We start from the raw sequence: 14,191 nt of genomic DNA, 5'->3' as shown, positions 1-14,191 counted from the left end.
CCAAGTTAGTAATCAGCTTAGCGCGCATAATGTGAGGGTGCTACCCCGCGTCCCGCCTATCACCCCGCCGTGACGAGCTCCGCTCCCGCGTGCGCCAGCTCCGCCAGCGCCGCCTCCGACGACGCGGGCGCGACCCCCGCCACCAGGTCGGTCAGCACGCGGACCCGCTGACCCTGGCTCAGCGCATCCAGGGCGGACGCCCGCACGCAGTAGTCCGTCGCGATGCCGACGACGTCGATCTGGTCGATGCCGTGCTCGTCGAGCAGGTTGTGCACGCTCGACCCCGCCTCGGTGTGACCCTCGAAGATCGAGTACGCCGGGACGCCCTGGCCCTTCCGGATGTGGAACGTCACCGCAGAGGTGTCGAGCGCCGGGTGGTATTCGGCGCCCGTCGTGCCCGCCACGCAGTGCTGCGGCCAGGTGACGACGAAGTCCGGGGACGCATCCGTCGCGAAGTGCCCGCCGTTGTCGTTGTCGGCGTCGTGCCAATCGCGGCTGGCGAAGATCTCCGCATACTCGGAGGCATGCTCGGCGAGGTAGCGGGTGATCCCCGCGGCCACCGCAGCGCCGCCGTCGACGCCCAGGGCGCCGCCCTCCGTGAAGTCGTTCTGCACGTCGATGATGAACAGAGCCTTGCCCATGATGGCCTCCGTCACTGGTTGGAGAGGTTGCCGCCGCACTTGTAGAAGCCGGTGACGAGCGTGTCGATCGCCTGCTTGGCATTGTCTCCCACATTGCCGAGCGCGAACACCGCGAACGTCAGCGGGGTGCCGTCCGCCGCGTTGATGATCCCGGACAGCGTGTACCCGTTGTCGATCCACCCGGTCTTCGCGAGCACGGCTCCCCTGGCGACCGAGTTCGCTCCGGTGAACCTGCTGTATCCCGGCCCGAGCGTGCCGGACTGCCCGGCGACCGGCAGGCCGTCGTAGACGACGCCGAGCCCGTTCTGCTTGTTGAGCACCTTGATGAACAGCTGCGTCAGGTACGACGGCGGCACGGCGTTGTCCGCGCTGAGCCCCGACCCGTCGGCAATGTGGATGCCCGTGGTGTCGATGCCGTACGGCTTCAGCGCGGCGAGCACCCCGGCGTTCTCGGCGTCGAACGTGTTGCCTGCGCCCGTCTTGATCGCGACGAGCCTGGCCAGCTCCTCCATGATCGTGTTGTCGGAGACGCGCATCGCCTGGTCGATCAGCGTGGTCACCGGCTGCGACTGCACGGCCGCGAGCTGCGGAGCTCCCGCCGGGGCCGTGCCTGCGCTGACCGGGACGTTCGTGCCGAGGTACTGCTGGAAGTACTGCACGGCACGGGCGACGGGGTCGGTGCTGCGCGGGGACTCGACGGCGGTGGGGTCGTCCCTATCGCCGTCCACCTGCAGCGCTGTGATGTACGAGGTCGAGCCTTCGACGACGCGCTCCTCGCGCTCGTCCCAGCTCGGCTGCCACACCGGGCCGCCGAACAGCGACGTGTCCGTGACGATCGAGGTGACGGGCTGGCCGCCCATCGCCTGGTTGACCTGATTGGCGAGATCCTGGATCTTCGGGGCGCCGGTGTAGAACGACGCCTGTCCGTCCGGCAGCCGGGAGAGCGTGACGTCTCCCCCGCCGACGATGACGATCTGGCCGGGCACGCTGCCCTTGACCACCGTGGTCGCCACCCGGTAGTCGGGGCCGAGCACCTGCAGAGCGGCAGCGGAGGTGAGGGTCTTCAGCACGCTCGCGGTGGGTCCCGGCTTTCCGCCGTTCCTGTCGAAGACGACCTCGCCGGTGCGCGCATCCACCACCTGGGCTTCGAGGTTGCCGAGCCTGCCGTCCTGCGACAGCCCGGCAACGGAGCAGGTGCGCACACGGCTTGCCGCCGGCTGGTTGGCGGGGACGGGACGCACAGGGTCGGCGGTCTTGGTCGGGGTGGGCGTGGGAGTCGGGGTCGCGCTGTGGGTCGGCACGGCGGCCGCCTCGGCGGGCGAGCCGACGGTAGCCCCGAGGGCCACCGACCCTGCGCCGAGGATGACGAACGCAGCGGATGCCCCGGCGATGATCCACGCCTTCGGGTGGTTCCTGATCGCGGCGAGCACGCCTCCGAAGGCCGCGGCCGCACCGGCGCCGACGCCTGCGCCCGACCCGGCGCGCTCCTCCGAGCGCCTGGCCGCACGGGTCGACGCGGTGGCGGGATCGCTCGGCGATGCCGAGTCCGCTGGAGGGACGATGGTGGCGGGGGTGTCGGCCGATTCCGGTTCAGAGCCGTCCGGCATGCCAATATCGGGCTGGTCCGATTCGCGCATCCGGGTATATTACCTGCGTTTACTGGGAGAGCGAATCCGGATGCGCCGGTGCGAGCACGCGCCGTCTCGCGGCCGGCGGCGCCAGGATCGCCCGCCCGACCCGCTGCGACAGCAGCATCGACGGCCGCTCGATCACCCGGTAGAACCCCTCTGCCGCCAGTAGGACCACCGGCAGCAGCGCCAGCGCGACGAACAGCCACGGCAGCCACGCGTCCGCCCCGGTGACCAGCGCGGCAGCCACCAGGATCGGCTCGTGGATGAGGTACACGCTGAACGAGCGCGTGCCCGCCCACTGCACCGGCCGGGTCTCCAGCACCCGCCTTGCCGGGGCTTCGAGCGCGATGAAGACCACTCCGGCCACACCGATCAGGCTCACAGCGGCGAGCGCCGCGGACACCGGCGTATACACCGCGCCCGTCGGCACGAGGCTCGGCGAGATCATCAGCAGCAGCGCTCCCGCGATCACCGGCCACCAGCTCCGGATGCGCGTGGCCAGCCGCGCGATCGTCTCCCGCCGCGAGGCGACGATCATCCCGATCCCGAACACCGGCAGATACTGCAGGATCCCTCCGGTCAGCCACGACAGCGGGAGCGCGTCGAGCACGGCCGGGAAGCGCGAGACGGCGGACAGGGCGATGAGCAACGCGATACCGCCCAGCCACCAGTCGTGCACGCGCGCGACCTTCAGCAGCACGAACATCACGGGGAGCAGCAGCGAGAACCACACTTCCCAGGTCAGCGACCACAGCGGGCTGTCGAGGTTGGAGGTGCCGAGCACCAGCACCAGGTCGTGCCACACCGCCGAGAAGGTCGGAGGGAGGTGGGTGGCCAGCCAGCTGCTCCCCACCGATGGGTCGCGCGGCACGGCCACGGCCAACAGCAGCGCGAACGCCACGGCACCCCACACCGGGACGTACAGCCTCAGGATGCGCCTGCCGTAGTACGCCAGGATGCTCCTCGGACTCTGCCGGTGCGTCAGCAGCGGAAGGGTGAGCACGAAACCGGAGAGCACGAAGAAGATCAGCACGGCCTCGTGCCCGGGCATGACCAGTCGCAACGGTGTGCGGAACAGCCACCATTCCGGAGTCAGCGGCGTCGCGTCCGCCTTCTCGATGTAGAGCACGGAGACCGCGGGCACCACGAGCAGTGCGTGATAGATCACCACAGACAGGGCGGCGACCCCGCGGAGGCCATCGAGGGAGCGGTACCGATGACCCGTCGCCGCCGGTGCCGCTCCGTGCGCGGCTTCGGGCGCCCCCTCACCCGGAGCCGACGTCACGGAACGACCGCCACGGCGTAGTTGTCGAACCGGGTGGTCACCGGGGTGAGCGTCGCCGCCGCCGACACGTACACGCGCAGGCCGACCGCGCCGTTCGCCTGCAGGGCGGCGGTCGCGTCTGTCACGCTCGCCTGCCAGGCGGTGGGCTCGGCCTGGATGGCGGGCCAGAGCTTCGCACGCACGGTGGTCGGCGACGTGCCGAACACCTGGACGCGCAGCGAGAGCTGTTGGCCCGCCGCGTATGTCAGCCCGGAGACCGGCACGGCCTGCAAGGTGTTGCCGCTCTGCAGCAGCTGCACCTGCACGGCCCCGCTCGAGCTGATCCAGGCGCGGCCCTCGTAGCCGACGGAACCGACCTGGCGTCCGATGGCGGAGACGAAGATCCCGCCACCCGACGACGCGACATCGGTGGTGAAGGTCACCGTCGTGTCCGTCCTGTTCGACGACACCGCGTTCAGCGTCTCCGTCTTGGTGTTCCCGGCCGGCACGATCATCTGCCCGGTCCCGGAGGCGACGGCGTACGCGGAGGCGACCCCCGCGCCCGTCCAGGCGCCGCCGACGTCCGCGGTGCCCCAGCCGCTCGCGACCGACCGTTCGAACGCATCCCGTGCCACCGTGTTGCCGGTTGCCGCCGTGACCGTCACCGGTTTGGAGGTGCTGGCCTGGCCGCCCCTGTTGTCCGTCACCGTGAGCGCGACAGTGTATGTGCCGGCCGCCGCGTAGGTGTGGCCTGCCGTGGCGCCCGTCGCCGTGCCTCCGTCGCCGAACGTCCACGCGTACGAGGCGATGGACCCGTCCGGATCACTGGATGCGCTGCCGTCGACGGACACGGACAGCCCGTTCGGCGTCGCCACGAACGACGCGACCGGGTTCTGGTTCGCTCCTCCGCCCGCGATGGTCACCGTGTTGCCCGTGCGGTTGATCTGGTTGCCGTCCGGATCCGTGACGTAGAGGCGATAGGTGTGCTGGCTGCCCCCGGCGAGCCCGCTGTCGGTGAAGCCCATCGCCGGACGGTTCCAGAACGTCGACAGCTGGTTGGTCTGGTAGACCGGGCTGGCGGTGTTGCCGTCGCGGACGAGTTTGTAGTTCAGGTTGGTGTTGTCCTGGTCGTATGTCGATGTCCAGGTGATCCTGGCCTGCCCTGCGGCGGGCGAGGTGGCGTTCGGTGTGGCGGCGGTGTTGTTGTTCGGTCCGACCTTGCTGCGTACGACGCTGTCGAACGCATACCGGGTGAGGCCGTACTGGGCAACGCCGTTGACGAATGGGAACTCACCACCGACCGCGAGGTACTGGCTGTTGCCCGCAAGGCTCCACGCGGCCTGCCCCTGGCCGGTGTACGAACCGGTCACGTAGTCGGGGAACCAGTTCAGCAGCGTCGGCGACGGCTGGCCGCTGAAGTTGAAGTAGCTGCGGTTGCCGTCGTTCGTGAGCGTCCCCGTCCTCGCCTTCGAGAACGCGATGGAGTGGTGGAAGGTGCGCGGGTTGGTCTCCGGATATCCGCCAACGTTCCGGCAGTCGTGCGGGTGACCGACGGCGTAGAGCGCGTCGCCGAGCGGGTAGACCGAGTACGTGTCGCCGTGGCAATCCTCCAGCCAGATGAGGGCTCCCGAGTTCGCGTCGGCCGCGAAACTGCCCTCCAGATTGCCGCCGGAACCGAACACGTACCCGGCGCCGTAGATGCGGTCGGCTGTCGCGACCAGGGTGGTGATCCCGGCCTGGGTTCCCGCATCCCTGACCACGCTGTTGGCGGGGAACGGCAGGTTGGCGCCCGTCGTCCCCGTCAGCATGGCCAGGCCGTAGTGTGCGCTGCCGTTCATGTTCTTGAAGCGGCCGCCCGCATACACTTTGCTGCCGTCCGGGCTCACGGCCAGCGCATCCACGACGTAGTCGGCGCTGGCCGTCCAGCCGGTCATCAACGAGCCGTTGGATGCGTCGATCTTGGCGATGTATCCCCGGCTCGTGCCGTTCACGCTCGAGAACGTGCCTCCGGCGTAGACCGCCGTGTTGGTCGCAGCGAGCGCCCTCACCTCGCTCTCCATGATCGGCCGGAACGAGCTGACGATCTGCCCGGTCGCCGTGCTGATCGCCACGATCCGGTAGTAGTTGCCCCCGCCGGCGGTGGTGAAGTCGCCACCGACGTACACGCGGCTCCCGTCCGGCGTCGCCGCGACGGCCAGCGCCTGCGCGTTCAACGGCACGTTGAAGGAGGAGATGAGCGCACCCGTGGTGATGTCGTACGCGAGCAGGTTGCTGCGCGGGGTCGTGTTCGACCCGGCCGGCGACCCTGCGGGGCGCGCGGTGGTGAACTTGCCCGCGACGTAGACGGTGTTCCCGACGACGGTCTGTGCCCAGGCGACGCCGTCGATCTGCGTGGTCGGCAGCGCATCCGCCCCGACGGTCGGCGGCGTGGCCGGATTGGTCGGGTCGGGAGGCATGGTGTCTGCGCTGGCCGGGCCGGCGATCGCCAGCCCTCCGAAGACGAGACCGATCGCCGTGACGACGGACGCGGCGATTCCGAGACCTCGGGACCTGGACGTGCGGAAAATGCTCATGACAACCTCGGGCAGGCTTGTCGTCTCGCGCTGCGGACAGTGCGGGATGCGCCCGGCGGCTCGGCGAAGCGGCGGGCGGATGTGAAGTTTCGGGTTCGCGCTTCGGCGCCGCTCTCGTCGAGCGCTGCCCCGGCCACGAGTTCGGCGGGCTCTCGGCCCGGCCAAACCTGAATGTTTCTCAACTTCCGACCAGAGTACGCCTCAGACAGCCCGGTTGACCCCGTGCTGGCACGGATTTCTGGTGCGAGGCAAAAGAAGCAGCCCCGTCCTGCGGGACGGGGCTGGTGGAGCCGCCCAAGGGAATCGAACCCTTGACCTTCTCATTACGAGTGAGATGCTCTGCCGACTGAGCTAGGGCGGCGTGGGTCTCGCCCGGGGGCGTAACGCACAGTCAGATAGCTTACCCGATGTTGGAGGGTGCCACTGACCATCTGAGATTGCGGCTCAGCGCACCTGGGTGCCGAGCGCCTGCAGCTGTGCGAACGAACTGCGGAGGCGGTCGGCCAGCGGCTCGACGCCTCCGTGGTCCGCCCAGCACGACCAGGCGTGGCGCATCCCGGCGAAGGAGACGTATGTGACGAGCCTGGCGCGCTGGTGCAGCGCTTCGTGCTCGTCAGCGAGCTCGGGATCGTCGTGGGCGAGGCGGCGCTGCACGATGGCGCTGAGGGCGTCCTCGAACTGGTGCATGCTCGCCATGCGCTGGGCGAAGAGTTCCGGGTTGTCTTTGAGGAGGGCCCTGCGGAGCGCGTGGAGTTCGTGGACGCTTCTGGTCGCGTCCGCCGCCTCCGCTCCTCCTGGATCGCCGTCGGTGAGTTCGATCGTGTCGATCGCCGCGATCAGGAGTTCGCTGATGCCGTCGAGGATGGGCTCGTCCGGCCCGGCGTCGATGAAGCGTTCGATGCGCTCCTCGTCCGGCAGCTCGGGAAGCTCGCCGATGATGGCGGACTCTTTCGACGGGAAGTAGTTGAAGAACGTCCGGGGCGACACGTTGGCCGCGTGGCTGATCTCGTCGATGGTCACCCGGTCGAAGCCGCGCTCGCTGGCGAGTTCGAGGGCGGCCAGCTGGATCGCGCGCCTGGTCGCCAGGCGCTTCCGCTCGCGGAGTCCGAGTTCCTCCTGCACCATGCTCATGGGACGATTATTTCATTCTCTGCAAATTTGCACCACTCCGCGGAGGATCGGATCAGCAGGTCTTCCCGTCCTCCGGGATGGTGCCCTTGACGAGGAATTCATCGACGGCGCCGTTCACGCACGAGTTGGACTTGTTGTACGCCGTGTGGCCCTCGCCCTTGTAGGTGAGCAGGTGCCCGTTCTCGAGCTCGCCCGCGAGGTTCTTCGCCCACACGTACGGGGTCGCCGGGTCGTTCGTGGTGCCGACGACCAGGATGGGCGCGGAGCCTTTCGCGGCGATCGGACCGCGCTCGACGGTCGAGGTGTACGGCCAGTTCGCGCATCCGATGTCGCCGTAGGACATGTACGGGCCGATCACCGGCGCGTCCTTCGCGAGCTGGGCGGCCTGCGAGCGCATCGTCGCCGGATCGGCGTCGTAGGTGTAGTCGAGGCAGTTGATCGCCATGAACGCCTCGGTGGAGTTGTCCCCGTACGTCCCGTCGCTCTGCCTGTTGTTGTATGCGTCCGCCAGCGAGAAGGCGGTGGATGCGCTCCCCTTCATCACCGAGGTGAACATGTCGCTCAGGTACGACCACGCCGTCGCGTCGTAGAGCGGGTAGATGATCGCGGTGACGAGCGTGTTCGCGCCGAGTTCCCGCCCGTCCGAGTTGCGGATGGGACTGCGCTCGACCGAGGAGAGCAGGTCGCTGATGGTCTTCATCGAGTCGTCGACCGAGCCGCTGAACGGGCAGTCCTTCTGCGCGAGACAGTCTTTGAGGTATGCGCGCAGCGCGCTCTCGAAGCCTTCGGCCTGCACCTTGGTCACGTCGAAGTTGCTCGCGGCGGGGTCGAGCGCTCCGTCGAGGACGAGGCGGCCGGTCTTGCCGGGGTAGAGGTCGGCGTAGACCGCGCCGAGGTATGTGCCGTACGAGTATCCGAGGTAGTTGAGCTTCTTGTCGCCCAGCACGGCGCGCAGCAGGTCGAGGTCGCGCGCGGCGCTGACGGTGTCGACGTGCTCCAGCAGCGACCCGGTGTTGGTCGAGCAGGCGGAGCCGAAGTCTTTCGACACCGTCGTGTTCTCCGCGATCCACTCGTCCGACCCGCGCGTGCCCGGCGTGATGCCGTACAGGTATTCGTCCATCTGCTTGGCGTCGTAGCACTTCACGGCTGTCGAGTGCCCGACACCCCGCGGATCGAAGCCGACCACGTCGAAGTGCTGCTGCAGCGTGCTGTCCGTCGCGTAGTCGACGGAGTCCCTCACGAAGTCGTAGCCGGAACCACCAGGACCGCCGGGGTTCACCAGCAGCGATCCCTGCTTCGTGCCCTTGGCGGTCTGCCGGATGAGCGCCAGCTCGATCTCTCCCGCCGACGGCTTCTTCCAGTCCAGGGGCGCTTTGGCCGTCGCGCACTGCTTGCCGGAGGCGCAGCTCTGCCACTTCAGCACCTGGCTGTAGAACGGCTGCAGGTCGGCGGCGACCTGCTCGGCGACGGGGGTGGAGGTCTGCGTGGTCTTGGCGGGGATGAACCAGGTGACGCATCCGGTGAGGGTCAGGGCGACGACGGCGGCGATCGCGACGAGCACGGTGCGGGTGCTGCGGCGTGCTCCGCTCCGGGCGGGGCGAGCGGCTGGGCGGCCCTGGCGGGTGGTCACTGGTCGTTCCCCTTTCGAGCGGCACCGCCGCGCAGGATGGTGGTGAGCATGGCCTCGATCGCCAGCGCCGGCGCGACGTTCCCGTCGATCCTCTGCCGGGCGGTGGCGATCGCATCCATCGCGGCGAGCGTAGCTGCGGGACTCGTGTGAGTGCTGAGAGCATCCAGCCGGTCGCGCAGCTCGAGGTTCACGAGCTCGCTCCCGCTGCCGAGCTGCAGCATCATCACGTCCCGATACAGCGAGAGCAGGTCGACCAGGATGCGGTCGATCCCGTCGCGGAGGCTGCGCGTCGCCCGCCGCTTCTGGTCCTCCTCGAGCTGCCGGAGCTGCGAGCGCAGCGCGGGAGGGATGGTGCCACCCGGTTCGATGCCGAGCGAGCGCAGCGCGTGCTCGCGCTCCTCCGCATCCCGTTCCTCCGTGATCGCCTTCGCGTCTGCCCCGGCGATCTCGAGCAGGCTCGCCGCCGTGATCACGGCGTCGGAGACCGACCGGATGCGCAGCACGCGCTCCAGGGTCTCCTCGCGCCTGCGTCGGGCCTCGTCGTTGGTCGCGAGCCGGTGCGCCATGCCGATGTGGCTCTGCGCGTGCCGGGCCGCCCGTTCGGCCGTCACGGAGTCGACGCCGTCACGGCGCTCGATGAGGGACGCGACATCGGACACGCTCGGAACGCGCAGCCGCACGGTGCGGACCCGCGACCGGATGGTCGGGATCAGGTCGGCGTCGCTGGGCGCGCAGAGGATCCAGACGGTGCGCTCCGGCGGCTCCTCCAGAGCCTTGAGGAGCACGTTCGACGTGCGCTCGCTCATCCGGTCGGCGTCTTCGATGATCATCACGCGGTACCGGCCGACCGACGGGGAGAACTGCGAGCTGGCGACCAGCGTGCGCACCTCCTCGATGGAGATGATGACGCGCTCGGTGCTGAGCACGGCGAGGTCGGGGTGCGTGCGCGCCTCCACCTGGCGTTGCGTCGCGAGGTCGCCCTCCGGGGTGCCGGGGCTGAGCAGCGCGGTCGCGAAGGCGAACGCGAGGTTGGACCTGCCGGAGCCGGGCGGCCCGGTGATCAGCCAGGAGTGCGTCATGCTCCGTCCGGTCGGCGAGCCGGACGTGGAGCCTGCAGCCGTCGCGGACCCTGCGGCGCCTCCTTCAGCGACGGCGACAGTGGATGCGCTGGGCGCAGACCCTCCCGCCGCTGCGGCTTTGAAGATGGCGATGGCGTCGTCCTGACCCGTCAGGTCATCCCACACTGCCATGCCTCCCAGGCTAGCGGTCGCCACCGACACCGCCGAACCCACGACGTCTCCGGATGCGCGGCTCGCGGCCGCAGTCAGACATATGCCTGGTCACTCATACGCCGGGTCACACATACGGTTCGAGCCTGGCGCGGATGTCCGCGGCGATCTCGTCGACGGGACGCGACGCATCCACCACCAGGAACCGCTCGGGCTCCGCCTCGGCCAGACCGAGGTATGCGGCGCGCACGCGGGCGTGGAAGTCGGACTTCTCTGCCTCGAGCCTGTCATAGCGGGTGCGCGAGGAGTCGAGCCGCTGCCTGGCGGTGGCCTCGTCGAGGTCGAGGAGAATCGTCAGGTCGGGCAGGAGCCCTTGCGCCGCCCACAGCGACAGGTCGCGGATCTCCTTCGGGTCGAGCACCCGCCCTGCGCCCTGGTACGCGACGGAGGAGTCGAGGTAGCGGTCCTGCAGGACCACCTCCCCGCGCGCGAGCGCCGGCCGCACGAAGGTCTCGATGTGGTGCGCCCGGTCGGCGGCGTAGAGGAGGGCTTCCGCACGAGCGGCGATGTCGCCGCGATGGTGCAGCACGATCTCGCGGATCTCGACGCCGACCTCCGTGCCACCCGGCTCGCGGGTGCGCACGACGGTGCGACCGCGCGCGGCCAGCCACTCCTCGATCAGCTTCGCCTGCGTTGACTTGCCCGTTCCGTCGCCGCCCTCGATGGTGATGAAGAGCCCGCGGCGTTCCGGATGCGTGTCGACCGTGCTCACTCCGCTGCCGGTTTCGTGGCCGCCGCCTTGCGTGTGGTGGTGGTCTTGGCCGCGGTCGTCTTCGCCGCGGTGGTCTTGGCTGTAGTCGTCTTCGCCGCCGTCGTCTTGGCCGCCGTGGTCTTCGCCGCCGTGGACTTCGCCGCAGGCTTCTTCGCGGGCGCCTTCTTGGCCGGAGCCTTCTTGGCGGGTGCCTTCTTCGCCGGACCCTTGGCGCGCTTGTCAGCGAGCAGCTGCACTGCCCGCTCGAAGTCGACCTCGTCGACCGTCTCGCCGCGCGGGATGGTCGCGTTCGTCTCGCCGTCGGTCACGTACGGGCCGAACCGGCCGTCCTTGACCTTGATCGCCTTGCCGCTGACAGGGTCGGCGTCGAACTCCTTGAGCGCGCTCGACGCCCGCCGGTTGCCGTACTTGGGCTGCGCGAACAGTTCGAGCGCCCCCGCCAGGTCGATGCCGAAGATGTCGTCCTCGCTGGTCAGCGAACGGGTGTCCGTGCCCTTCTTGAGGTATGCGCCGTATCGTCCGTTCTGGGCCTGGATCTCTTCCCCGCTCTCCGGGTCGATCCCGACCGTGCGCGGCAGGTCGAGCAGCTGCAGAGCGGTGTCGAGGTCGAGGGTCGCGAGGTCCATCGACTTGAACAGGGACGCCGTGCGCGGCTTCGCGGCCGCGGCCTTCTTCACCGGCTTCTTGGCCGGAGCGGCGACGACTTCTCCCGTGGCCTGGTCGACGGTCTCCGCCGCGGCCTCCTCCGGATCGATCTCGGTCACGTACGGCCCGAACCGGCCGTCCTTCGCGACGATGTTCTTGCCGTTCTCGGGGTTCACGCCGAGGACCCGGTCGGTGAGGACGGGTGCTTCGATGAGCTCGTGCGCCTTGGCGGGCGTCAGCTCGTCGGGCGCGAGCTCCGGCGGGATGTTCACCCGGCGGGGCGTTGCCCCTTCCGCCGCGCCTTCTTCGGCGACTTCGAGGTATGGGCCGTACTTGCCGATCCGCAGCGTCACGTCGTCGTCGATGGCGATCGAGTTGATGCTGCGCGCGTCGATCTCTCCCATGTTGTCGATGACCCGGCGAAGGCCGGTGTGCTTGTCGCTGCCGAAGTAGAAGCTGTTCAGCCAGTCGACGCGCTCGGCCTCGCCGTCGGCGATGCGGTCGAGGTCGTCTTCCATCTCGGCGGTGAAGTCGTACTGCACGAGGTCGCCGAAGTAGTCCTCCAGCAGCCGGACGACGGAGAACGCCACCCAGCTCGGGACGAGCGCCTGCCCGCGCGGCGTGACATACCCGCGGTCGACGATCGTCGAGATGATGCTGGCGAACGTCGACGGCCGGCCGATGCCCAGCTCTTCGAGCGCCTTGACGAGGCTGGCCTCCGTGTAGCGCGGCGGCGGGGTGGTCTCGTGGCCGTCGGCCTCCACATCCTGGACGTGCAGCTCCTGGCCGACCTGCAGCGGCGGCAGCTTGGCGTCTGCGGAGTCGGACGAGTTGCGCTCTTCGTCCTTGCTCTCCTCGTATGCGTTGAGGAATCCACGGAATGTGATGACGGTGCCGCTCGCGGTGAACTCGCCGACCGTGCCGTCGTGGACGCCCTCGGTGATCTTCGTCTCGACGGTGACGGATGCGGTCTGTCCCTTGGCGTCGGCCATCTGCGAGGCGACGGTGCGCTTCCAGATCAGGTCGTACAGGCGGAACTCGTTGCCGCGGAGCACCTTCTCGAGCTCGGCGGGTGTGCGGAAGACCTCACCGGACGGGCGGATCGCCTCGTGCGCCTCCTGGGCGTTCTTGCTCTTCGAGGCGTAGGTACGCGGCTTGTCAGGAACCGTCTCCGGTCCGTAGAGCTTGGCGGCCTGGGTGCGGGCCGCGTTGGTGGCCTGCTGGGAGAGCGAAGCGGAGTCGGTTCGCATATAGGTGATGTAGCCGCTCTCGTACAGCGACTGTGCGACGCTCATCGTCTGCTTCGCGGAGAAGCGCAGCTTGCGCGCAGCCTCCTGCTGCATGGTCGACGTGGTGAACGGCGCAGCCGGGCGGCGGGAGTACGGCTTGGAGTCGACCTTGCCGACCGTGACGACGGTGCTCGGCTGCGAGATGGCGGCGGCGAGGCTGGTTGCGGTTTCCTCGTCCAGGGTGCGCGCGTTGGACGTGAGCTTTCCGTGGTCGTCGAAGTCGCGCCCTGTGGCGACGCGCTCTCCGGACAACCGGGCGAGCCTCGCCTCGAAACCGTTCGCCTCTTCCGGCGTGAAGTGCGCCGTCAGGCCCCAGTAGGACGCAGGAACGAACGCGAGACGCTCACGCTCCCTGTCGACGACGAGCCTGGTCGCGGCGGACTGCACGCGCCCGGCGGACAGCCCAGGGCCGACCTTGCGCCACAGCACGGGCGAGACCTCGTACCCGTACAGCCGGTCCAGGATGCGCCTGGTCTCTTGGGCGTCGACCAGCGCGGTGTCGATCTCTCTGGTGTTGTCCCTGGCCTTCTCGATGGCTTCTTTGGTGATCTCGTGGAACACCATCCGCTTCACGGGGACCTTCGGCTGCAGCACCTCGATGAGGTGCCACGCGATGGCCTCTCCTTCGCGGTCCTCATCCGTTGCGAGGAGGAGTTCGTCGGCGTTCTTGAGTGCCCGCTTGAGGTCGGCGACCGTCTTCTTCTTCTGGTCGGAGACCACGTAGTAGGGCTCGAAGCCCTTCTCGACGTCGACGGAGAACTTGCCGAGCGAGCCCTTCTTGAGCTCGGGCGGAAGGTTCTTGGGCTCGATGAGGTCGCGGATGTGTCCGACGGATGCCATCACCTCGTAGCCGTCACCCAGATACTGAGCGATCGACTTCACCTTGTTCGGTGACTCGACGATGACGAGTTTCTTCGTGTCAGACACCTGACTCCTCTTATATGTACGCACTGTGTTGCAACAGTTAGACGTTCGTAGCGCGCTCCCCCGGCGCCGCACCCCTGCGGCGAGCGTGGGCCACACGGCCCGACAGGCAAACCATACACACCCGAGCCGCTTGTCTGCCTAATCCGCTGTTCTGCGTTCGCCGAGGGCGCAGCCCTTGTGGTTGCGGGAGGCGGGAGGAAAATGAGGTCATGGCTACCACTTCAACGACGACGTATACCGCCAAACTGACCGACGGCCCCCTCGAGGGCAAGACCATCGCGACCGAATACCTGGACAGCGGCCAGCCCCGCCCGCGACTCGAGATCCCGTCCCCGACCGCGGGCAAGCGCTACCTCTATATCCGCTCCTCCGCGATCGAGTTCGCCTCCGACGACGCCCTCGACCGCCGCCCGAGCGCCGTGGAGTACCGGTATCTGGAGGCCATCTTCGACTGACGAT

10 protein-coding genes and 1 tRNA gene are annotated in these 14,191 nt (G+C 68.7%); 1 reads left to right on the top strand and 10 read right to left on the bottom strand.

What is annotated here, in order from left to right; genetic code table 11:
* Window positions 1-59 precede the first annotated feature (59 nt).
* The 10 genes from ACN6M5_RS17790 to topA all read right to left on the bottom strand — a co-directional run bounded on the left by ACN6M5_RS17790 (window position 60) and on the right by topA (window position 13,732).
* A complete protein-coding gene (locus ACN6M5_RS17790) occupies window positions 60-641 on the bottom strand; it encodes an isochorismatase family protein (RefSeq protein WP_434951891.1) in 582 nt (193 codons plus the stop codon).
* A gap of 11 nt (window positions 642-652) precedes the next feature.
* Complete coding sequence (locus ACN6M5_RS17785; protein ID WP_434951889.1) at window positions 653-2,278, bottom strand: D-alanyl-D-alanine carboxypeptidase/D-alanyl-D-alanine-endopeptidase; 1,626 nt, start codon at window positions 2,276-2,278, stop codon at window positions 653-655.
* Window positions 2,279-2,297: 19 nt separating this feature from the next.
* Complete coding sequence (locus tag ACN6M5_RS17780) at window positions 2,298-3,557, bottom strand: acyltransferase family protein (protein WP_434951887.1); 1,260 nt, start codon at window positions 3,555-3,557, stop codon at window positions 2,298-2,300.
* Entirely contained in the window at window positions 3,554-6,109 is a 2,556-nt protein-coding gene (locus tag ACN6M5_RS17775) for a PKD domain-containing protein (RefSeq protein WP_434951885.1), read from the bottom strand. The genes ACN6M5_RS17780 and ACN6M5_RS17775 overlap by 4 nt, the downstream gene beginning before the upstream one ends.
* Window positions 6,110-6,394: 285 nt before the next feature.
* Window positions 6,395-6,470, bottom strand: a tRNA-Thr gene (locus ACN6M5_RS17770).
* Between the two features lie 83 nt (window positions 6,471-6,553).
* Window positions 6,554-7,240 (bottom strand): TetR family transcriptional regulator, encoded by a 687-nt coding sequence (locus ACN6M5_RS17765; protein ID WP_434951883.1) that lies wholly within the window; start codon window positions 7,238-7,240, stop codon window positions 6,554-6,556.
* Window positions 7,241-7,292: 52 nt separating this feature from the next.
* Window positions 7,293-8,870 (bottom strand): alpha/beta hydrolase, encoded by a 1,578-nt coding sequence (locus tag ACN6M5_RS17760; protein WP_434951881.1) that lies wholly within the window; start codon window positions 8,868-8,870, stop codon window positions 7,293-7,295.
* On the bottom strand, window positions 8,867-10,120 hold the full coding sequence (locus ACN6M5_RS17755; protein WP_434951879.1) for a DNA polymerase III subunit delta': 1,254 nt from the start codon (window positions 10,118-10,120) through the stop codon (window positions 8,867-8,869). The genes ACN6M5_RS17760 and ACN6M5_RS17755 overlap by 4 nt, the downstream gene beginning before the upstream one ends.
* Before the next feature lie 106 nt (window positions 10,121-10,226).
* Window positions 10,227-10,871, bottom strand: a complete 645-nt coding sequence (gene tmk / locus ACN6M5_RS17750; protein ID WP_085369222.1) for a dTMP kinase — start codon at window positions 10,869-10,871, stop codon at window positions 10,227-10,229.
* Window positions 10,868-13,732 carry a type I DNA topoisomerase gene (gene topA / locus ACN6M5_RS17745; protein WP_434951876.1) on the bottom strand — a complete coding sequence of 955 codons (2,865 nt, stop codon included), beginning with the start codon at window positions 13,730-13,732 and terminating at the stop codon, window positions 10,868-10,870. The genes tmk and topA overlap by 4 nt, the downstream gene beginning before the upstream one ends.
* Window positions 13,733-13,941: 209 nt before the next feature.
* On the opposite strand from topA, the gene ACN6M5_RS17740 reads away from it, so the two are divergent.
* Window positions 13,942-14,187, top strand: coding sequence for a hypothetical protein (locus ACN6M5_RS17740; protein ID WP_085369224.1), 246 nt, complete (start codon window positions 13,942-13,944; stop codon window positions 14,185-14,187).
* Window positions 14,188-14,191: the final 4 nt, after the last annotated feature.

This window comes from Leifsonia araucanica, assembly GCF_051161895.1.
GTDB lineage: Bacteria > Actinomycetota > Actinomycetes > Actinomycetales > Microbacteriaceae > Leifsonia.
The sequence above is the reverse complement of the archived record's forward strand: the minus strand, read 5'-3'. Positions and strand labels throughout refer to the sequence as shown.